This is a genomic window from Bradyrhizobium sp. STM 3562 (genome assembly GCF_045571435.1).
In the GTDB taxonomy this organism is placed as follows: Bacteria; Pseudomonadota; Alphaproteobacteria; order Rhizobiales; family Xanthobacteraceae; genus Bradyrhizobium.
This window is the reverse complement of record NZ_CP120694.1, coordinates 2,002,752-2,023,438: the sequence shown is the minus strand read 5'-3', so window position 1 is coordinate 2,023,438 and position 20,687 is coordinate 2,002,752. Positions and strand designations below refer to the sequence as shown.

The 20,687-nt window shown below is 60.3% G+C and carries 17 protein-coding genes and 1 pseudogene; 9 read left to right on the top strand and 9 right to left on the bottom strand.

What is annotated here, in order from left to right; translation table 11 throughout:
• Positions 1 to 322 precede the first annotated feature (322 nt).
• Positions 323 to 1,356 (bottom strand): annotated as a pseudogene (locus P6U23_RS09345) (IS110 family transposase).
• 215 nt (positions 1,357 to 1,571) lie between these two features.
• On the opposite strand from P6U23_RS09345, the gene P6U23_RS09340 reads away from it, so the two are divergent.
• Complete coding sequence (locus P6U23_RS09340; RefSeq protein ID WP_407179298.1) at positions 1,572 to 2,603, top strand: IS110 family transposase; 1,032 nt, start codon at positions 1,572 to 1,574, stop codon at positions 2,601 to 2,603.
• Between the two features lie 475 nt (positions 2,604 to 3,078).
• Here P6U23_RS09340 and P6U23_RS09335 read toward each other — a convergent pair whose 3' ends face one another.
• The 5 genes from P6U23_RS09335 to P6U23_RS09315 form a co-directional block, all read right to left on the bottom strand.
• Positions 3,079 to 3,696 (bottom strand): DUF6624 domain-containing protein, encoded by a 618-nt coding sequence (locus tag P6U23_RS09335; RefSeq protein ID WP_407179297.1) that lies wholly within the window; start codon positions 3,694 to 3,696, stop codon positions 3,079 to 3,081.
• 256 nt (positions 3,697 to 3,952) lie between these two features.
• A complete protein-coding gene (locus tag P6U23_RS09330; RefSeq protein WP_407179295.1) occupies positions 3,953 to 4,351 on the bottom strand; it encodes a VOC family protein in 399 nt (132 codons plus the stop codon).
• A 293-nt stretch (positions 4,352 to 4,644) separates the two neighbouring features.
• A complete protein-coding gene (locus P6U23_RS09325) occupies positions 4,645 to 5,646 on the bottom strand; it encodes a dienelactone hydrolase family protein (protein WP_407179293.1) in 1,002 nt (333 codons plus the stop codon).
• Positions 5,647 to 6,218: 572 nt separating this feature from the next.
• The gene (locus P6U23_RS09320; RefSeq protein WP_407176357.1) at positions 6,219 to 7,430 is read right to left on the bottom strand and encodes an IS91 family transposase; all 1,212 of its coding nucleotides are present in this window, start codon (positions 7,428 to 7,430) and stop codon (positions 6,219 to 6,221) included.
• An 11-nt stretch (positions 7,431 to 7,441) separates the two neighbouring features.
• Positions 7,442 to 8,368 (bottom strand): tyrosine-type recombinase/integrase, encoded by a 927-nt coding sequence (locus P6U23_RS09315; protein ID WP_407176356.1) that lies wholly within the window; start codon positions 8,366 to 8,368, stop codon positions 7,442 to 7,444.
• Between the two features lie 304 nt (positions 8,369 to 8,672).
• Between P6U23_RS09315 and P6U23_RS09310 the strand changes: the two genes are divergently transcribed.
• Both P6U23_RS09310 and P6U23_RS09305 read left to right on the top strand, forming a co-directional pair.
• Positions 8,673 to 9,017, top strand: a complete 345-nt coding sequence (locus tag P6U23_RS09310) for a hypothetical protein (RefSeq protein WP_407179292.1) — start codon at positions 8,673 to 8,675, stop codon at positions 9,015 to 9,017.
• 873 nt (positions 9,018 to 9,890) lie between these two features.
• Positions 9,891 to 10,685 carry a hypothetical protein gene (locus P6U23_RS09305; RefSeq protein ID WP_407179291.1) on the top strand — a complete coding sequence of 265 codons (795 nt, stop codon included), beginning with the start codon at positions 9,891 to 9,893 and terminating at the stop codon, positions 10,683 to 10,685.
• Between the two features lie 140 nt (positions 10,686 to 10,825).
• Here the strand turns inward: P6U23_RS09305 and P6U23_RS09300 are convergent, their stop codons facing one another.
• From P6U23_RS09300 to P6U23_RS09290, 3 genes are read right to left on the bottom strand one after another with little or no spacing between them, the layout of a single operon-like run.
• On the bottom strand, positions 10,826 to 11,068 hold the full coding sequence (locus P6U23_RS09300; RefSeq protein WP_407176359.1) for a hypothetical protein: 243 nt from the start codon (positions 11,066 to 11,068) through the stop codon (positions 10,826 to 10,828).
• The gene (locus P6U23_RS09295) at positions 11,065 to 12,276 is read right to left on the bottom strand and encodes an IS91 family transposase (protein ID WP_407176357.1); all 1,212 of its coding nucleotides are present in this window, start codon (positions 12,274 to 12,276) and stop codon (positions 11,065 to 11,067) included. Before P6U23_RS09295 ends, P6U23_RS09300 begins: the two co-directional genes overlap by 4 nt.
• An 11-nt stretch (positions 12,277 to 12,287) precedes the next feature.
• Complete coding sequence (locus P6U23_RS09290; RefSeq protein WP_407176356.1) at positions 12,288 to 13,214, bottom strand: tyrosine-type recombinase/integrase; 927 nt, start codon at positions 13,212 to 13,214, stop codon at positions 12,288 to 12,290.
• Between the two features lie 647 nt (positions 13,215 to 13,861).
• Between P6U23_RS09290 and P6U23_RS09285 the strand changes: the two genes are divergently transcribed.
• The 6 genes from P6U23_RS09285 to P6U23_RS09260 all read left to right on the top strand — a co-directional run bounded on the left by P6U23_RS09285 (position 13,862) and on the right by P6U23_RS09260 (position 20,120).
• Positions 13,862 to 15,523, top strand: coding sequence for a thiamine pyrophosphate-binding protein (locus P6U23_RS09285; protein ID WP_407179290.1), 1,662 nt, complete (start codon positions 13,862 to 13,864; stop codon positions 15,521 to 15,523).
• Between the two features lie 38 nt (positions 15,524 to 15,561).
• A complete protein-coding gene (locus tag P6U23_RS09280) occupies positions 15,562 to 15,852 on the top strand; it encodes a putative quinol monooxygenase (RefSeq protein ID WP_407179289.1) in 291 nt (96 codons plus the stop codon).
• A gap of 68 nt (positions 15,853 to 15,920) precedes the next feature.
• Entirely contained in the window at positions 15,921 to 16,547 is a 627-nt protein-coding gene (locus tag P6U23_RS09275; RefSeq protein ID WP_407181392.1) for an isochorismatase family cysteine hydrolase, read from the top strand.
• A 398-nt stretch (positions 16,548 to 16,945) separates the two neighbouring features.
• Positions 16,946 to 17,992 (top strand): substrate-binding domain-containing protein, encoded by a 1,047-nt coding sequence (locus P6U23_RS09270; protein WP_407179288.1) that lies wholly within the window; start codon positions 16,946 to 16,948, stop codon positions 17,990 to 17,992.
• A gap of 250 nt (positions 17,993 to 18,242) precedes the next feature.
• The gene (locus P6U23_RS09265) at positions 18,243 to 18,713 is read left to right on the top strand and encodes a hypothetical protein (RefSeq protein WP_407179287.1); all 471 of its coding nucleotides are present in this window, start codon (positions 18,243 to 18,245) and stop codon (positions 18,711 to 18,713) included.
• Between the two features lie 132 nt (positions 18,714 to 18,845).
• Positions 18,846 to 20,120, top strand: coding sequence for a trehalase family glycosidase (locus tag P6U23_RS09260; RefSeq protein ID WP_407179286.1), 1,275 nt, complete (start codon positions 18,846 to 18,848; stop codon positions 20,118 to 20,120).
• The last annotated feature ends 567 nt before the right edge of the window (positions 20,121 to 20,687 follow it).

Sequence of the window (20,687 nt, the reverse complement as noted above, 5' to 3'; positions counted from 1 at the left end):
CCAGCCTATGGCGGCAATGGTCGCAAATGGCGGTGTCGGGCTTGTTACGCGCAGTCATCGATCAGCGGCTGGAAGCGGCATAATCCGCTACTGATGCTGTTGTCTAATCGCTGCCGGAGCGTCAAGCATCTAATCGCTGAGGAGACACTGCCGGGTGCATGGTTGTCTTCGCGGTCGGCATCAGCCGCCGCATGATGGAGCTTCGCGGGACGAGCCTTCAATGTGGACGACGCACTTTGCTGAGTCAGCAGTGCAACAGCATCAGCGGAATGGCTCGGCTCACGTCCCGGCAGGGACGCCTTAGGCGTTCGGGTTCGGAACGCTATCTGGACTTATGCGGCAGCTCCGGCATTCGGTTAAACAGCTCGCCGGTTTTAAGCATCGTATGCATTATTACCGCCAGTTTGCGCGCCACAGCCACGGCAGCTCTTTTGAAGCCGATCCTCTGCCGGAGCTGCAAACCCCACGTGCGCAGAGTGCTGTGGGTTGAGCTGCGCGTCAGAATGACCGCCGCCGCTTCATGGAGAAGCCCTCGCAAATGGCAGTCGCCACGTCGGGATATATGGCCGTCATAATCGACTTCTCCGGATTGGTAGCGGCGCGTTGTTAGGCCGATCCGCGCGCCAACAGATCGGGATTTCCTGAAGTTGTCAGGCTCCTCAATAGCGGTGGTAAAGGAGGTTGGGTTATCGCACCGATGCCAGGAATTGACATGAGGATGCGGCAAGCCCGACTCTGGCGCGCGTCCCGCACCAATTGGCGTCCGAGTTCGGCGGCGCGGACGCGGATGCCGCGTCAGGCTTCCAGCATCGGAAGCACGATGGATGCAAGTGCTTCCTGATCGGCAAGAAGGCTCCGGACGTGCTTCTCGAAGGTGCTTCGCTTTCCGGCGGGAACCAGCAGACCGAAGGTTTTCATGACACCGCGGATCTGATTGGAGAGCTCGGTAGTGATCCGGACCAGCCGAGTGCGCGCCGCGACAAGCGTGCGTGTCAGCATACTGTCAAATCCCTTCACGCGCACCTCACGAAAGAAACCGACTTCCGCGAGCTGCGCCAGACCATCGGCGTCATTCGCGTCCGTCTTGTTCGCCGCCATGTCAAGCGCCGCTTTAGCATGTCGCGCATCGATGCAGATCGCCGGCAATCCTTCGGTGCGGAGAGAATGATAAAACCATACCGACAGCGGTCCGGTCTCGAACACCACTCGCTTTACGGCCGGCGCCCGCTTGCGGATGAGCTCGGCGACGATACTCGGATCAGATGCGCACTTGCCGCGCCAGATCCGTTCACCGGCTCGGCGGATCGAGACTGCTGTCTCTTTCATCGACACGTCGAGACCAATATATTCTTCCATGGCTGTTCTCCATTCGATGCTTGGGCCCGGCGTCCAGTCGTGAGCCCGTATTTCCATGCTATCGGAGAACAGCCACCAGCTTCCATTGTCGGTTGACCCGGATTCAGGGGCGACTCGCTCCCGCGATTACCCCATGTGGACGGCTCCTCCACCGGCACGAGAGTGCCAAGGAGTGGGTGCCGTTTTGAGGCTCCCACGATTCGGAGGAGCAGCCTATGCAGTCAATTTCGACGATTGGCCTTGATATTGCGAAGTCGGTCTTCCAAGTGCACGGCGTTGATGCAGCCGGCCAGGTGGTCGTACACCGTCAGTTGAGGCGCCGCCACGTCTTGGCGTTTTTCCAGAAGTTGCCGCCATGCCTGGTGGGGATCGAAGCTTGCGCATCATCGCACCATTGGTCCCGTGAACTGCAGGCGTTGGGACATATGGTGCGATTGATGCCTCCGGCCTATGTGAAGCCCTACGTCAAGCGGCAGAAGAACGACGCTACGGATGCGGAGGCGATCTGTGAAGCGGTGACGAGGCCCAACATGCGGTTCGTGCCGACCAAGACAGTCGAGCAACAGAGCTGTCTGATGCTTCACCAAGCGCGCCACCTCTTCATCCGCCAGCAGACCGCGGTCATCAACTCGATCCGCGCCTATCTTGCCGAGTTCGGGATTGTCGCACCTGTTGGGCGGCGAGGCGTCGAGCAATTGCTGGAAGTCGGCGCCGATAAAGCCGAAGACCGAGTCCCGGAGGTCGCCCGGATGTGCCTTGCTGCTCTTGGCGGTCAATTGCGCGCGCTGAAGGCCCAGATCCTGGAGTTTGACCGCCGCATCATCGCCTGGCACCGATCAAACACGACGAGCAAGCGGCTGGACGCGATCCCTGGCGTCGGTCCGGCGCTGGCAACAGCGCTGGTCGCCAGCATTGCCGATCCCAAAGCCTTCCGATCCGGGCGGGACTTCTCGGCCTGGGTTGGCCTCGTGCCAAAGCAGAGCTCGAGCGGGGGCAAAGACAAGCTTGGCAGCATCAGCAAGCAGGGCGATCGCTATTTGCGTAGCCTGTTCACGGCTGGCGCGCTCGCCGTAATCCGCTACGCAAAGATCCATGGCACCGATCATCGGCCATGGCTCACGCGATTGTTGGCGCGGCGGCCCACCAAGCTCGCGGCCATCGCGCTTGCCAACAAGCTCGCCAGGATGGCCTGGGCGATGATGGCGAGGAACGAACGCTACCAGGAGCCGGCCGCGCTGGCGGCCTAAACGAGATCGCGCCGACATCGCCGGCGTGACGTAACGGTTGGGAGGGCGAACAGCACGTAATGCAGTGCCGGTCGATCCGGCGATCAGGACAACCCACTTGGGCCATGGCATCTCGAATGCGTGCTTTTGACCGGGACCTGATCCGCGGAGAGCATTATGGCCAGCGGTCATGTGTACCGCGCAAACAGGCCGAACACATGGCTGCTCCGACCAATCCTGCGACGTGAAGATTCTCCTTGCCAACCCGGAGCCGTCCACACATGGCCCCAAGCGGCGCCTAAGCGATGTCCGCTCTCACGCTGCTGTCAGGGGGTAAGCAGATATCTGGCGGACGGGCCGCGAGCGCCGCTGTTGACCCGAACCGGAAATCGGCCCGCTGTCCGGCTGACCGATGCATCTCCTCGCGGGTCGGTGTGAGCCACCACAACGCGAGCATTGCGGCCGAACCTCGCCGCGTGGGGCTATTAGCCTCGCCTCACGATACCCAGCCGACCTTCTGACGCCACAGGAGTTCTGCGGCCCGCCTAACCTCGTGCTCCAGCGGCGTAGGGAGCGGATCGGCCTGTGCCCTGGCGAGAACGACAGCGATTGCTAGCAAGCCTGCCTCTTTTCGCCAGGCATCGACTTGAGACGCGTCTTCCAGTTCGTGGGCTTGCGGCCCCTCCGGCCGAAGGTCGATCTGCGTTCCAAAGCGCTGCGGCTTTCCCTCGAAGACACGAATCCTGTCATCGATGTAGGCCAACTGCCACCTGGGCACGCGCCCGAGAGAACTCGCTTCATCAAGGAGCGCCCGGCAGCAGCGCATGAAGTCCGGTTCGCCAATGGAGTGCTGGGCAATGAGCCAGGCTGCCTCCGCGCCCTCGGGCCCGACAAGCGCGTCGTGCGGCCATCCGTGCTCCTGGATTATCGATCGAAGCTCCTGGGCGTTAGCTCGGTGGACTTCTTCCATTCGGGGATGATAGCCCTCGAATAGTGAGCCGTTGGCCGCAAGCTCGGAGCGAACTTGTTCGTCACGCGCGCGCATGGCCAAGAGTTGCGTTTGAGCGACTTTATTGACCATGCAGGCGATGGCTTCCGACGGGTAACGCAGCACGGGATCGAGTTTGCCGATGACGCAACCCGCATCGACAACTGAGTTTAGCTAACATTGTTTGGTGACCCTATTGAGAGAGAGAGATTTGAAGATGCCCTTCGCGAAATCAGCCTGTCGCCTCCGTGTCGGCTCTGAGGGGTAGACCGGACCTAATGGAACTCGTGCAAAACCGTCTCGACCGACTTCAGCCGATGAGGGGCCTGCCCACAGAGGACCGGCCTAACCGAGGGAGGAAGACGAAATCCTCTTTCCCAATTCATCGCGACCCAAACCGTTTTTTGGCGGCTTCGCTGACAGGCGTGTAAAGTCCCACGAGCGTTCCTTCGGGATCGCGAAATTGAGCAGCGCAGTTTCCCCAAGGCATCAGCTTTGGCTCGTGCACCACCTCCACTTGATCTTTCAATCTCGCAAACTCGGCCTCCACGTCATCGACTTGGAACTCGATAATAGCGGTTCGATTGGCAGCAGGCTCTGCGCTCCCCTCCTTAAATAGCGCTACCGTCTCGACGCTACCGAAGGCGAGCGTTGCCGAAGGGGTCACTATTTCGGCGAACACAGGCGCCAGCCACTCCGCCGTTTTGCCTGTCACATTCTCGTAAAATCTGACAAGCGCCTTGACGTCAGCAGCAATCAGACGGGTCGAAGCAAATTTCATGCGATCTCCTGCAGGTTCCGGATAGCTCTCTTGCGACAGTCGCCTCGTATCACCGTGCTGCTGACAGCGCCCTGTCAGCAGCAGTCAGCATCGATGCGGCGCGTACACTTTTCGTCGGGCACCAGCCACGACAGCTTCTGGGCCCAGGGCCGCCGGACTTCGTGCTGCAGCAAGTCGGCAGCTATCCGGGGTACTGCGGCCGTGGCGCTGACGCATTCGGGAAGGCGGCACGTGACCCTGACCAGACCTGCGCGACGCCAAGGTCTCACTGCCAATCTGCCGCAGAGATGCCCTCAGTTGTTGACGCTTGATGGCATCGCTGCAAACAACTCTTTCACGGTCTTGGTCGAAGCTGCGGTCGCATCCTCGTTATACACGACCGTCGTTCCCCTCTCTACGCAAGGATCATTCAGATCGTAATGCGCGCCGCTCTTGCTGTTCAAAATCTCACCGGAATTGCCTTCTACCAGCAGGCAGTGGCGGGTAGTCTGTGCCTGCGGAAACTTCATTGCGTCCTTGAAGTAAAACGCATCGAAAGCATGGTAGGCACCCGGAAATTCGGTCAATACTGCATCTGCTCCTGAGTTCTTCAACCGAGCAACATAGGCGCGACACGGCTCGATTGAGACCCAGTCATCGTCTATGCCATGGAATAAGCGTATCGGCTTTCCCGTCACTTTACCGTCGTCGCGATAGGTGACATTACACGGAGTGTAGAGGCCGATGTGTGCAGCAAACTCTGCATTTGGTGGACCATACATCTTCCGGAACCGTTCATTGCTCGAATACACGGCGGCTACGGCACCCTTCGAGAAGCCCATCACAGCGATGCGGTTTGGGTCAATTCGCGGGTGCTGCGCCAAACTGCCGAGGGCGCGATACGCATCGACCATCATGGCCAAACTGTCTAGCTGGGACTGATCGTTGATGGTGTTGACGATGCCGCGACCGGAGAAACTGTCGAGAAGGAATGTTGCGATCCCAATGCCATTGAGTTCTTGCACCCATCGGTCATGAAGCGCGCTGGCTCCCCCTGAACCGTGCACAAGGATCACGGCGGGCAGCTTGTCGCTTCCCGGCTTCGGAATGCGCAATTCCCCAGCCAAGATAGCAGGCTTGCCATTCTTGTCGCCCGTCAGGAATTGCTGAGTGCTGAGCGTGACGGTCTCGACAGGCCGTATTTCGATACGCATCTGCGCGTAGGCCGGGCACGGCATGCTGACAAGCAGAGCGCCCAGGACGGCCGCGGGGAGCGACATCGGGAACAAAGGCGATATGGACCGATCAGTGTTCATCTGTTCCTCCCTTTATCCGGCACCCGAGAACGCGTTTAGCTGCGGATGCCTGGTGATGGTCCTCCGCAAGAAACAGGTCAATTCGATTATTGGAGTGCGAGCCTGCCGACGGCACTAGCGCTGCCGCTCAAAATAGGGGCTTCGGCATATCCCTGTCGGGCAGCTCGATGGCGAGCCTACATCAACTACGCGGTCGGCGGAAGCGGCATGACTGCTTTTGTGCAGGTTTTTGGACGCCGGCAACGAGGAGGCTCCGCACGCTCAACTGACCGGCGTCCAAAAAGCGCCAAGGCACGAAGTCGCGGGAAGTTGGGCACTGGCCGGGCAGCGAGTGCTATGGGGATTTGATGTTGGCGCCGATCTCGATGGTCGAGGTGATGCCGGCAGGATCGACCAGGGTGTCTGCACGGACAGGAGATCGGCAGGGCGCAATAGGCTTTTTGGTGGCTGTTCGGAGCGCATCGACGCACGATCCGCGCACTGATAGATGCCATTGGGTTGAGCGAGATCGCTGCCGGCGTGGAGCCAGCGGATCGGCCCGGGAAAACTGCAGGGCTTACACGCGGTGTTGGTCATGACGTGTCGATCCTGATCGGTGTTGGTCGCCAGCTCGGCGCGCAGCCGCGTGCGAAGGTCTCGATGACGATCATGCGTGCGCCACAGCGGGGACAAGGGCACGGCAGCACATGCGGCGTATCCGGCGCAACATCCGGCTCTTGTTGGGGATCGGCGGCAGACGGGGCGACATTGAGGAGTGCGCGGGCGGTTGCGATGCTCTCGGCGCGGTTGGTGGAGGCAAAGAGCCCGTAGTGGCGGATGCGGTGGAAACCCGTGGGCAGCACGTGCAGCAGGAAGCGCCTGATGAACTCGTGCGGGTGAAGCCGCATCGTCTTCCAGCGGTCGGGGCCGCTGACGCGATAGTCCTTCCAGCGGAACGCAATCGCCTCGTCGTCGGCTGCAACGAGGCGGCGGTTGGAGATGGCGACACGATGGGTGTAACGGGAGAGATAGCGCAGCACCTGCGCGGGCCCCGCGAACGGGGCCTTGCAATAGACCACCCATCTGATGCGCCGCAGCGGCGCGATGAAGCGCTTGAACGTTGTCTTGTCGGCGAGCCCGGCATGGGTGTTGAAGAACTTCAGCGCGCCGGCGGCGTGCGCCTGCATGAGCATCGCCAGCATCTTGCCGCGGAACAGGCGCGCCAGCACGTTGACATGGACGAGGAAGTCGGAGCGCGCGGCGATCCATCGCCTGTTATCGAGCGAGAGCCCGCCACCCGGCACGATCATGTGCACGTGCGGATGATGGGTGAGCGCCGAGCCCCAGGTGTGCAGCACGGCCGTGATACCGATCCGTGCGCCGAGGCGCTTGGGATCGCTTGCGATGGCGAGCGTCGTCTCGGCCGCCGTCTTCATCAGCAGGTTGTAGATCACACGCTTGTTCTGGTAGGCGATGTCACGCAGCTCGCTCGGCAGCGTGTAGACGACATGAAAATACGGCACCGGCAGCAGCTCCGCTTCGCGGTCGGCCAGCCATTGGCGTGACGCCGCAGCCTGGCACTTCGGGCAATGCCGGTTGCGGCAGGAGTTGTAGGCGATCTCGGTGTGGCCGCACGCTGTGTTCTCGCAGCGCGCGACGTGGCCGCCGAGCGCTGCCGTACGACAGCGCTCGATCGCACTCATCACCTTCAGTTGCCCGAGGCTCACATGCCCCTGATTGGCGTCACGCCAAGCAGGGCCGTGGTCGCGGAGGATATCCGCGACCTCCAGAACTGGCCGAGCCACGGCCGGCGGCGCTACGGCGCTGGCGGCTCCTCACTGCCTCGCTTCGCACGGCGGCGGCGCGGCGCGCTTAGGCCCTCGAGCGGGCTCTCGATCTTGGCAATCAGTCCGATCGCCACGCGACTGTAGCGGGCTGTCGTCTCAAGCTTGGAATGTCCGAGCAACGCCTGGATCACGCGAATGTCCCTGCCGCGCTCGAGCAGGTGGGTCGCGAAGCTGTGGCGAAGCGAATGCAGCGGGACCGTCTTGCGCAGCCCCGCGGCTTTGGCGGCCTCCTTGAACAACCGGCTGAACTGACGCGTGGTCAGTGGCTGACGTTGACTGCGACCGGGAAACAGCCAGCGCTGTTCGGGCGCGACGCCGTTGTTGGATGCGGTCGGCCCCGCCTTCCACCATTGCCGCAACAGCCTCAGGACCTCCGGCGGCAGCATCACGTGCCGGTCCTTGCGGCCCTTCGACTGCACGATGCGGATGATCTTCTGCGCGCTGTCGATGTCGCTCGCCCGCAGCCGCACCACCTCCCCGGCGCGCAATCCGCAACCATAGGCCAGCGTTAGCATCGCTCGCGCCTTCAGGCTCGTCGCCATGGTGAGGACACGCTTGACCTCCTCAGGGCTCAGCACCGGCGGCAGCCTCTCGGGCTCCTTGATGTGCCAGACCTCGGCCGCCAGATCGTGACGACGTAGCGTGACGCGGAACAGGAACCGCACCCCGGTCATGATCCGATTGCGGTTGCAGATGCTCATCCCGCTCTCGATCAGGTGCAGCTGAAATAGCCGCACCTCGTCGGCGGTCGCTGTATCCGGCGAGCGTTTGAGCCAGGCGGCGAACCGCTTGCAACTGTAAATGTGGCCGCGCTGCGTGTGCGGGTTGAGCTTGCGCGCAGCCATGTCTTCGATCATACGCTGACGCAGCGGACTGACTGTGTTGGTATCGCTCATGGAGAGCTCCTTCCTGAGTGAGGGTTGCAACACCTCGATTCTCAGGACGGGGCTCTTTAGTGCTACCACTATCCTCTCAACTGGCTACCGGGCCCCCTCGGCTCTTGCCCCCGCGCAGCGGGCTGGAGCGCAGCGACTTTGTGCAGTGGCCCTTCGCTACGAAATCCGCCTCTCGCCTGCATGTCGGCTCTGAGGGCGTAGACCGGACCTAATCGGGATCGGGCAAAACCGTCACGATTGGACCCGTTGCAGACGTCGGTCTCGGCTGTCATTTTCGCTCGAAGGGATGGGAAGGATTAGACGGATGTCACCGCAACGGCTCCACGACAAATACAAGTCTCGCATCTTGCAGCCACATGAAAGTAGTCAAGACGCGGACTTGATAAGCCTCATGGCGGCCAATGGCCTACGCGGCACGGTTTTTCACGTGCTAAACAACATTCCAGAACAATACGAAGACATATACACCGTGCTTATCGATGACCGGTCGGTTGTTACTTTTGAGATTCCGCGCACTGCTGGGTCGCTGACCGTCAAAGAACTCAATGTTTTCTCTCTTAGTCAATATCGTGACGAACTAGGCCAAGGGAAGAACCGTATGCGCTTGGACCGAGCGGCGGAAGATGCACGGAAACTCCTCATCAAATGAGCAAGGTTACGCAATCAGTTGGCGGCCTGTTCCAAATCGCGAACGTCCGCTGTTGTGCCACACCGACGAACTCCGGCGATCATCCGAATGTCGGCTTTCGGGGGTGGAGCGGAGATGCCGGTAAGGCTGTGCAACTGGAGCTGATGACCCGCAACGGATTCCAAGAGCCTAGCGGCCGGGTTCTTCTTTCCTAATTTGTTGACGGAGCCACAGTACCTCATCGCACGCGGCGTGCTCGGCCTCTTGGGCTGATGCGAAGAGACCGGACCTTTCAGTAGGCGACCAATAGACTCCTTCGTACTCATCCCCTTCAATCTCAGCCTCGCCTCTGTACTCGTAAAGCCCATCATGGCGAGCAAGGATATAGACCTTTGCCTTTCCATCGGCTCGGTCAATAACCTTGATGCTTTTTGCATGCGTCCACATCATTTCGGTCGGCTCAGTTGGCGGCATCCTTTCTATCAGGCTGATCCTCCGATGTCGCCTGTTGGCCGTCGCGACTTATTGCACCGCCGCGCACGGCGGGTGGCTAGCCGGATACAGCGGAAATCGAAAGGCCAAGGTCCTATTGCAGCGAGCGGCGCTGGTGACCCAGAGCGGAACTCGATGATCTCCGGTTGAGCCCATGCAAGTTTCACGGTTCTTCTTTTGATCATGGGTGCCTAAGGTGTATGGTCGCAAGATGTGATTGATTGGGTTTAGGCAGAAGCGCTTCGGGTCGGTTGCCAAAGGATTTTGCAGGCGTGACATCGCGCGCGCCGGTTGGCTGCCCGCTGAATTTGGCGGATATGGAGCGAGGTGAAGCGCGCGGGTTACGTCAGTAATGGCTCGTGCGGTTGATCGGTTGTGAAAGACAGCTGTTTGGGAAGCGACATGGAATTCCATCGCCTGCTGTTATGGATTGAATCGCAACCATCGATCGTCATTGCTCTCGTTACTTTCGGAGCGTGTTATCTCTGCGCGACGATAGTCTTCCTAATCGCTCGAGTATCGGTTTCAAAACGCATCGCGGACGAGTTGAAGGCGACAACACCTGTTATGTTGACGCCCTTGTCAGTTCTTACCGGCCTGGTGATCGCATTCGTCGCGTCCCGGACATGGACCAATTTCGATCACGCCAGTGCTGTCGTCAGGGACGAGGTCCGCAACATCGAGGAAGTCGTGACGCTGGCGGACAGACTCCCGCAGAATGTGCAGACCGAGATTCGCCACGCCATCGGCCGGTACCTGCAATTCACCAGAGAACACGAATGGTCCGCCATGCTGGCCAGCAGCGCCCAAATGCGGACCTCCATACCGGGACTCACCGACGCGATGGCGACGCTATTGTCCTTTGTGCCGCAAAATCCTGGTCAGCAGATCGCACAGCAACGCACGTTGGTCGCGATCGAGCAAGCTATCGACGCAAGACGGCATCGCATTTTGCTCAGCGAGGCTTCTGTGCTGCCCATGCAGTGGATTGTCATTGTCGTTCTTGGGATGCTCATGCTTGTGACCGTCGCCATCGTGCACATCGATCGGCCACCCGCGATGGCCGTGAACTTGTTCATCCTTTCGACGGCTCTCGCCGTTTGCCTTGTGCTGTTGCTGGTCAACGACCGGCCGTTTTCCGCCGGCGGGTTTGAGATCGGGCCGGAGTCGCTGCTTGGGCAAATTGTGATCGATTGACCTGGCGGCCGTGATGTCCTGTTGTGTGCAGGTTTTTGGACGCCGGCAACGAGGAGGCTCCGCACGCTCAACTGACCGGCGTCCAAAAAGCGCCAAGGCACGAAGTCGCGGGAAGTTGGGCACTGGCCGGGCAGCGAGTGCTATGGGGATTTGATGTTGGCGCCGATCTCGATGGTCGAGGTGATGCCGGCAGGATTCGACCAGGGTGTCTGCACGGACAGGAGATCGGCAGGGCGCAATAGGCTTTTTGGTGGCTGTTCGGAGCGCATCGACGCACGATCCGCGCACTGATAGATGCCATTGGGTTGAGCGAGATCGCTGCCGGCGTGGAGCCAGCGGATCGGCCCGGGAAAACTGCAGGGCTTACACGCGGTGTTGGTCATGACGTGTCGATCCTGATCGGTGTTGGTCGCCAGCTCGGCGCGCAGCCGCGTGCGAAGGTCTCGATGACGATCATGCGTGCGCCACAGCGGGGACAAGGGCACGGCAGCACATGCGGCGTATCCGGCGCAACATCCGGCTCTTGTTGGGGATCGGCGGCAGACGGGGCGACATTGAGGAGTGCGCGGGCGGTTGCGATGCTCTCGGCGCGGTTGGTGGAGGCAAAGAGCCCGTAGTGGCGGATGCGGTGGAAACCCGTGGGCAGCACGTGCAGCAGGAAGCGCCTGATGAACTCGTGCGGGTGAAGCCGCATCGTCTTCCAGCGGTCGGGGCCGCTGACGCGATAGTCCTTCCAGCGGAACGCAATCGCCTCGTCGTCGGCTGCAACGAGGCGGCGGTTGGAGATGGCGACACGATGGGTGTAACGGGAGAGATAGCGCAGCACCTGCGCGGGCCCCGCGAACGGGGCCTTGCAATAGACCACCCATCTGATGCGCCGCAGCGGCGCGATGAAGCGCTTGAACGTTGTCTTGTCGGCGAGCCCGGCATGGGTGTTGAAGAACTTCAGCGCGCCGGCGGCGTGCGCCTGCATGAGCATCGCCAGCATCTTGCCGCGGAACAGGCGCGCCAGCACGTTGACATGGACGAGGAAGTCGGAGCGCGCGGCGATCCATCGCCTGTTATCGAGCGAGAGCCCGCCACCCGGCACGATCATGTGCACGTGCGGATGATGGGTGAGCGCCGAGCCCCAGGTGTGCAGCACGGCCGTGATACCGATCCGTGCGCCGAGGCGCTTGGGATCGCTTGCGATGGCGAGCGTCGTCTCGGCCGCCGTCTTCATCAGCAGGTTGTAGATCACACGCTTGTTCTGGTAGGCGATGTCACGCAGCTCGCTCGGCAGCGTGTAGACGACATGAAAATACGGCACCGGCAGCAGCTCCGCTTCGCGGTCGGCCAGCCATTGGCGTGACGCCGCAGCCTGGCACTTCGGGCAATGCCGGTTGCGGCAGGAGTTGTAGGCGATCTCGGTGTGGCCGCACGCTGTGTTCTCGCAGCGCGCGACGTGGCCGCCGAGCGCTGCCGTACGACAGCGCTCGATCGCACTCATCACCTTCAGTTGCCCGAGGCTCACATGCCCCTGATTGGCGTCACGCCAAGCAGGGCCGTGGTCGCGGAGGATATCCGCGACCTCCAGAACTGGCCGAGCCACGGCCGGCGGCGCTACGGCGCTGGCGGCTCCTCACTGCCTCGCTTCGCACGGCGGCGGCGCGGCGCGCTTAGGCCCTCGAGCGGGCTCTCGATCTTGGCAATCAGTCCGATCGCCACGCGACTGTAGCGGGCTGTCGTCTCAAGCTTGGAATGTCCGAGCAACGCCTGGATCACGCGAATGTCCCTGCCGCGCTCGAGCAGGTGGGTCGCGAAGCTGTGGCGAAGCGAATGCAGCGGGACCGTCTTGCGCAGCCCCGCGGCTTTGGCGGCCTCCTTGAACAACCGGCTGAACTGACGCGTGGTCAGTGGCTGACGTTGACTGCGACCGGGAAACAGCCAGCGCTGTTCGGGCGCGACGCCGTTGTTGGATGCGGTCGGCCCCGCCTTCCACCATTGCCGCAACAGCCTCAGGACCTCCGGCGGCAGCATCACGTGCCGGTCCTTGCGGCCCTTCGACTGCACGATGCGGATGATCTTCTGCGCGCTGTCGATGTCGCTCGCCCGCAGCCGCACCACCTCCCCGGCGCGCAATCCGCAACCATAGGCCAGCGTTAGCATCGCTCGCGCCTTCAGGCTCGTCGCCATGGTGAGGACACGCTTGACCTCCTCAGGGCTCAGCACCGGCGGCAGCCTCTCGGGCTCCTTGATGTGCCAGACCTCGGCCGCCAGATCGTGACGACGTAGCGTGACGCGGAACAGGAACCGCACCCCGGTCATGATCCGATTGCGGTTGCAGATGCTCATCCCGCTCTCGATCAGGTGCAGCTGAAATAGCCGCACCTCGTCGGCGGTCGCTGTATCCGGCGAGCGTTTGAGCCAGGCGGCGAACCGCTTGCAACTGTAAATGTGGCCGCGCTGCGTGTGCGGGTTGAGCTTGCGCGCAGCCATGTCTTCGATCATACGCTGACGCAGCGGACTGACTGTGTTGGTATCGCTCATGGAGAGCTCCTTCCTGAGTGAGGGTTGCAACACCTCGATTCTCAGGACGGGGCTCTTTAGTGCTACCACTATCCTCTCAACTGGCTACCGGGCCCCCTCGGCTCTTGCCCCCGCGCAGCGGGCTGGAGCGCAGCGACTTTGTGCAGTGGCCCTTCGCTACGAAATCCGCCTGTCGCCTGCATGTCGGCTCTGAGGGCGTAGACCGGACCTAATCGGGATCGGGCAAAACCGTCACGATTGACCCGAACCCGACGTAAGGTGCAGAGTTTAGGTTGACGCTGGCCTCACGGGAATTTACGTTGGCCACCGCGTTGCGGCATTGGCAAGGGAGGAACTCGTGACCCTTTGCGCCAGTGTGCGGGCTCTCCCTGGTCTTAGGCATTTTGCCTCACCGACTTGCGGTTTCGCCCACGTCACGACCGGCAAGCCTAGCGATGAGTCCGGCTGCACAAAGCATGCTTCCCCTGCTACCAGCCCGCAATAGATCGCGACTACGCTTTCACTCACTACGCACCTACGCCCTGAAATGAAGTCTGCGCCCCGAATTTCGGGACGGAATCAATTTCTTGGACGCCACAACGATGGCGGCTGTGGCAGCAGCGAAGGAGTGGCAGATGGCCCAAATGGTAGCAGACGTCCTAGTCGGCGTGCTCGAACAGATCGGGGTTCGGCAGATCTTCGGCCTGATCGGCGACTCTCTGAATCCGCTGGGCGACGCGGTTCGCCGCAGCAAGATAGAGTGGATCGGCGTCCGGCATGAGGAGGGAGCGGCACTTGCGGCTGCAGGGCAAGCCAAGTTGACCGGCCGGCTGGGCGTGTGTGCGGGCACGACCGGACCCGGCAGCACTCATCTCGTCGCCGGCCTTTATGAAGCAGCCCGCGACCATGCGCCGGTCCTTGCGCTTTCCGGCGACATGCCGAGCAAGCTGCGCGGAACCGACTATGTCCAGATGACTGAGCCGAATTTGCTTTTCCGCGATGTCTGCCTCTATACCGAAACCGTTTCCTCCCCGGCGCAGGCGCCGGCAGTGATCCATCAGGCGATCTCGGCTGCCTATGCTGGCCGCGGCGTCGCACATCCGACGCTTCCACAAGACGTGATTGCAGTCAAAGCTGATGGCGCCGTTTCGAGCGTCGCGACGTTGAGACCGCCCCCTGAGTTTGCTGCAAGTGCAACAGACGTCACTACGATGGCGCGCCAAATTGATGCGGCCGACAATATTGTCATTATGTGCGGCAGCGGATGCTACGGCGCCGCTGACGAGCTGCGGGCACTCTCGGATCGGCTCAAAGCGCCTTTGATCCATTCAGTCAAAGGCAAAGACGTTATGCCGTTTGACGACCCCCGCTGGATGGGCGGCATCGGCATGATTGGCACGAAAGCGGTCTACCACGCGATCATGCAGTGTGACTTGCTGCTGATGCTTGGTACGGACTACCCCTATTCGGACTTTTTGCCGCACAAGGGCTCTGTCATTCAAGTCGATGAGAGGGCGGGCGCACTCGGACGCCGGGCTCCGACCGCCTTAGGCGTCGTTGGATCGGTGCGACCGACCGTGAGGCTGCTGCTCGACCAAATCGCCGCCAAGAGCGACAGAGAGTTTTTCGAGCGAGTGACGAGCGAGCGTCGCAAGTGGGACGCGTTGCTGGACAAGCAAGCGGACCCAAAGCGTAGCCGCGACCGTATCCACCCGCAAGCGGTGGCGCGGGCCGTCAGCGATGCCGCCAAACGCGATGCGGTGTTCATTATCGATACGGGCCTCAACACGCTCTGGTCTGGCAATTGGATTCGGCAGAGTGGATCACAGCGGATCCTCGGCTCCTTCAACAATTGCGGTGTCGGAACTGCGCTTGGTCAGGCCAACGGCATCCAGGTGCTCGACCGCTCGCGCCAAATCATTGCTCTTTGCGGCGATGGTGGTTTCAACATGCTGATGTGCGAGCTCCTGACCGCAGTGCACCACAAGCTGCCGGTAAAAGTCATCGTCTACAATAATTCCAGCGTTGGTCTCATTTTTTTGGAGGCGGAGGGTGTAGGTCTCCCGGCTTTTCGGGAGGCGATCGAATTTCCGAATCCGGATTTTGTCGCCTTGGCCCGTGCCTGCGGAGGCCATGGATTCAAGGCAAGGCATCCAGACGAGCTGCATGGCGCGATCGCCGATGCTTTCGCAGTCGACGGGCCCGCGATCGTCGATTGCGTCGTCGCGGCCGACGAGCTGCCCAACATTCCCCATATCGAGCTCGACCTTGCGGCCCACTATGCCATCGCGAAGGTCAAGGAAGCCGTGATCGCAGTCACCGGACGATAGATATCCACGTCAACGGCCATCATTGAAGGAGAAGCGTCATGTCAAGGTTTGCAAACGTTGTTACGATCGAGGTTGCCCCAGGGCGGAAAGATGAGGTCGTTGCCTTGTTATTGGCGCACAAGGCCCGCCTGAAGGATGAACCCGGGACCCTGCAATTCGAAGTCCTGCTGCCGAAAGACGACGATACAAGAGTTCGCGTCTACGAAATGTACCGGGACGCAGCCGCATTCGAGGTGCATCTGAACGGGCCGTCCCTTGCGCAATGGAAAAAAGAGACTGCCGGAACGGTGGTGAAACTCCAGGGGGTGCGGTGCACAGTCGTGGACTAATCTATCACTAACGCGCGCCAACACCATTACCAGGTCGCCACAATCCAACTACCGAAGGAGTGACCGCTGTGAATACTCCGACATACGACAAGAGCATCAGCGCCCTTTTGCTAGTCGATCCCTACAACGACTTCATTTCTGAGGGCGGCAAGAGCTGGCCTCGAATCAAGGCTGTCGCTGAAGCAAACGGCTGCGTTCCCAACATGCTGAAGGTCCTGCATGCCGCGCGCGCGGCGAAGCTTCGCGTCTTCTATGCCATGCATCATCGATATCGTGCGGACGACTACGAGACGTGGACCTACATTGCGCCGATTCAACGAGCCACGTGGGAGCACAAGACCTTCGAATACGGCACGTGGGGTGGCGAGTTCCGTGCCGAATTCGTGCCGGCGCCAGGTGAGATTGTCGCGCAAGAACACTGGTGTTCCAGCGGTTTCGCCAACACCGACTTGGATTTGCAGCTCAAGAAGCATGGCATCCATAAGCTCATCGTCGTCGGGCTCATCGCGCATACCTGCATTGAAGCGACTGTGCGCTATGCCGCCGAGCTCGGATATGACGTCACCGTCGTTAAGGATGCGACGGCGGATTACTCAGACGAGATGATGCATGTCGCCCTCGACATCAATATCCCAAACTACGCCAATGCCGTTGTAAGCTCGGAGGAGATCGTTTCCGCGATCGCCGCTCTCTAATGCGATGCACGAGCAGGAATGCACCCAGCCAAGCTGGTGAACACGTCGGCCAATTCTCAAAGGTTCAAATCCCGCTGAAATGCCTTTTATGCAGCCAACACGATTTGAGCTCGTTCCCAGATATCAAGACCGCCATTGCGCGGGCTTACTAGGGCCTTCAGTGCTCGCTCGCGCTGACAGGGCGAGCGAATAACAATTCTGATTGCTGCGGCACATGAGTCCGGAAGTGGCCCACACCGACAAACTCCAGCGATCATCCGAATGTCGCCTTTCGGGGCTAGAGCGGAAATGCCGGCAAGGTGGCGCAAAGGACGCTGATGAGCCGAGGCGGACCTAATGTGGATAGGAGCCGGATGTGTTAAATTCCGCCGGACTTGAGGCTCGTGCGGAGAACCGACATGATCAGACGCCGGGCTTTCCTGGGTTGCACTTTGAGCGCTGCCGCTTTGTCGAGCTGTAACGCGCAGGAGGCAACGGGAATTGCGCAAACTACGCGCGTGAGCGAGCGGTCTGAACCACTCGTCTGGCCACTTGTAACGAAGCTGCCCGGCGGCATTCGATCTTTCGTCGGCCACACAGACACCGTGCTTGACGTGATCGGGCGAATCGGAGGGCCGGCAGACCTGGTTATCTTCACCGAAGGCAATCACCTGATGGTATTGTCGAGCGACGATATTGTCGGCGCGTTTCCGTCGTGGGCCAAATCGCAACCGCAATACGCCAATCTAGATCTGACCAACATTATCTTGGTCACCTTGCCTCAGCCCATCCTCGTCCAAATGGTGCGCACTGGAGCCATTGCACTTGGCAATCTCTCACTCGATGTCAGTCGCAGCTCCGGTTTCTATCCTGACATTTTCATGGGCTACCCGGAGCCCCTGCGGCAGTTGCATCAGTTGGGCGTCGTCGAGCCTGAAGCGCGTTTCTTCTGCAAGAATCGAGGTGTTGCGCTACTTATCCGGAAAGGCAATCCAGTCGGCATTCACGGCCTGGCTGACGTAATACGCCCGGGCATACGGGTCGCGCTACCGGATACGGGCGACGTCCGCGCGAAGTGCCTTGCTGCCACAGAGAAACTGCTTGGAACGTCTGCAGTCGATGCTCTCGTTGCGGCCGAGGTGAGCTTCCCGGGTCGGCTCGGCATCATGCATCGCGATCTCCCAGAGATGATCGCCCGCGAATATGCTGATGTAGGCTGCACATGGTATCACCTCGTTTCGTACTGGACGCGGATATTTCCAAATCAGTTCGAGTTTGTCGACGTCCCGGGCGCGGAGCCGTTCTTCACTCGGATCGCGTTCGCTCGCGTCAATAATCCACTGCGTTCAAATGCCACCAAGGCATTCGACGAGTTCTTCTTCAACCGAGCAAGGGACGTATATCCCCGTTATGATTTTGCGGCCATGAACGAGCGGGAATTTGCAGCCGCCTTCGCACTCGACTAATCTGTCGCCTGCTTATGGCCCGTTACGGCGAAATCCGGCTATCGTCTACATGTCGGCTGTGAAGGGGTAGAGCGGACATGGCCGCGGCACGGCCAAATCGACGCCCATGCCTCACAGCGGTCATAGGGTGTCGTGCTTGCCGAATATGTAACGTCTCACGCCGGCCGTGATGCAGTTTGCACTGGACTGCCTTAGCGCTAGGTAACAGCGTCTCTCATTACCCGAAGCCTTGATATCCTGGGGCACCCGCATGGTGGGACTTAACGACCCAGACGGCAATAACCTTTACCTGTTTCAAGGACTCCAGATCGCAATGGTTACGTCTTCAGCAAATACAGACCTCATTGCTCGCGGTCTTTTGCCGTTGCTCAAGCGGGCGAGTTCGCGCTTGATCACTTTGATCGCTGTTCTGTGCTGCGCCATCCATACCCACTCTGCGGGCGCGCAAATCGCGAGCTGTGCATCGGAGGTACCTCCGTCGGAACAATTCGGCGATCTGTTCCGAAATGTGCAGCTGAAGCGCATATTCCCGGATAGCAAAACCTTTGCTGACTTGCACTTTGGCGAATCATCCAACGCAATTCTTTCTGATTATCAGGCTCGCAAGGTCGAAGCCGGCTTTGATCTTGCTGCATTCGTACACCAACATTTCTCGCTGCCGCCGGAGGGCCCAACTGTTCCCCCCGCGTCGCCAGGCGAGCCGATCGACACATACATTTGAACGGCTCTGGGATGTCCTGAGCCACCAAAGCGAGGAGATATCGAGCCATTCGTCCCTCATACCACTACCCTACCCCTATGTCGTGCCAGGTGGCCGTTCCGTGAGCTCTACTATTGGGATTCCTATTTCACCATGTTGGGCCTCGAAGCGGACGGCCGCCATGACCTCGCGCTCAACATGCTTAAGAACTTCGCCTTCGAGATCGACTGCTACGGACACGTGCCCAACGGGAACCGGACCTACTATCTGAGCCGCTCTCAGCCACCGTTTTTTTCGTTAATGGTGGACGTGATCGCCGAGCGAGTGGGTGAAGGGTCCTACGTGACTTATCTTCCAGAGCTGGAAGCGGAATATGAGTATTGGATGGATGGTTCCGCGATCCTGCGCAGAGGTCAGAGCTACCGCCGCGTGGTCCGGCTTAGTGATGGGACGATTCTCAATCGTTATTGGGACGACCGAGCTGAGCCGCGCGACGAATCCTATCGCGAAGACGTCGCGACGGCCCGCGAGGGTCGCCGAGACCCGGGAGATGTCTACCGCGACCTTCGAGCGGCAGCCGAATCGGGATGGGATTTCGGCTCCCGATGGCTTACCGATGGCCATACCCTCAGCACGATCAGGACCACGTCCATATTGCCGGTGGATCTCAACAGTCTCATGGTTCACCTGGAGCAAACACTTGCCAAAGCATATCGGATCGAGGGAGATGGCGATCGGTCGTCTCACTTCGTCGCGTTGGCGGGTCGTCGCGAAGCCGCCATTCGGAAGCTAATGTGGAACGAGCGGTTCCACGCATTTACGGATTACGCCTGGCGGAGGCACGAAGCTTTGCCGGTTACTGCGGCGGGGCTATTCCCGCTATTCCTCCACGTTGCGAACCAGCGTCAAGCAGAGATGGAAGCTCAAACCGTGCGGCGAAAGCTGCTGATGCCTGGTGGCATAGCCACAACACTGGTGGTGACCGGCCAACAATGGGATCAGCCAAATGGTTGGGCCCCGCTGCAGTGGATCGCAGTCGTCGGGCTTAAAAACTCCAACGAAGCGCAATTGGCGGAAGCAATCGCGAAGCGCTGGAGCTGCGAAATCATAAACGTCTATCAAAGGTCACGTGTCGTGGTAGAGAAATACAATCTGATGAGTGGGCGCGCCGGCGGCGGTGGAGAATATGCAGTCCAGGTCGGTTTCGGCTGGACCAACGGCGTGCTGCGCGCGCTTACATCGTTGTTTCCGGCTCTATCGAGATTGAGTCCTCAACTCTGTGGAGCGTCGGCGGCAGGTTCGCCATGCACGGGAAATACGAAGATCACGATCCCTACCCAGGGTCGCAGTTTGGCCGATCGCTACATTTCGTTGCTGCGCAGCAAGTCCATCGCTTTCGGGGCAAACCGGACATCAGGCGGCAGATGAGATCGCGGGACCAGTCGCGATTGACCCCAACTCCGACATGGCTGATCGGGCAAGGACGGTCGCGCGGATGTCCGACGCCCGAACACGAAATCGTCACAGACCGTCCTATCGCAGCCGCGAAGTCAATCCTGTATGGTCAAAAGCGTTATCGGCAGGAGCCACCCATGCTCGCTTCGATTGTGTTTTGCTTAGTCGTTATCGGGTTGATGTTTTGGTGCGGCCGCGTAACCGCGAACTTCGCGGCCGAGAGAGGCCGGTCAAAGCGCACTTGGTTCCTCTGGGGAGCGCTGTTCTTTCCCCTCTTTCCGGCTCAATGGTTCGTCTTGGGGATGCTACCAAAAAAGTAAAACCGCTTCAGACTGGCGTTAGATGCTCTGGCGAATAGCTGCGTAGCTTGCATCGGTCCAAAAGTACTCGTGAACGGCGATCACATCACATCCGTCCGCCTTAGCGGCGCTCATTGCTTCGACTGTAACGAGCAAGGTCGGGCCATGCGGCGTTGGAAGTTTCCCTAACGCATGGGACACCGCACGTTCCGTGACGACCCCGTCTGGGAATTTAAAAACG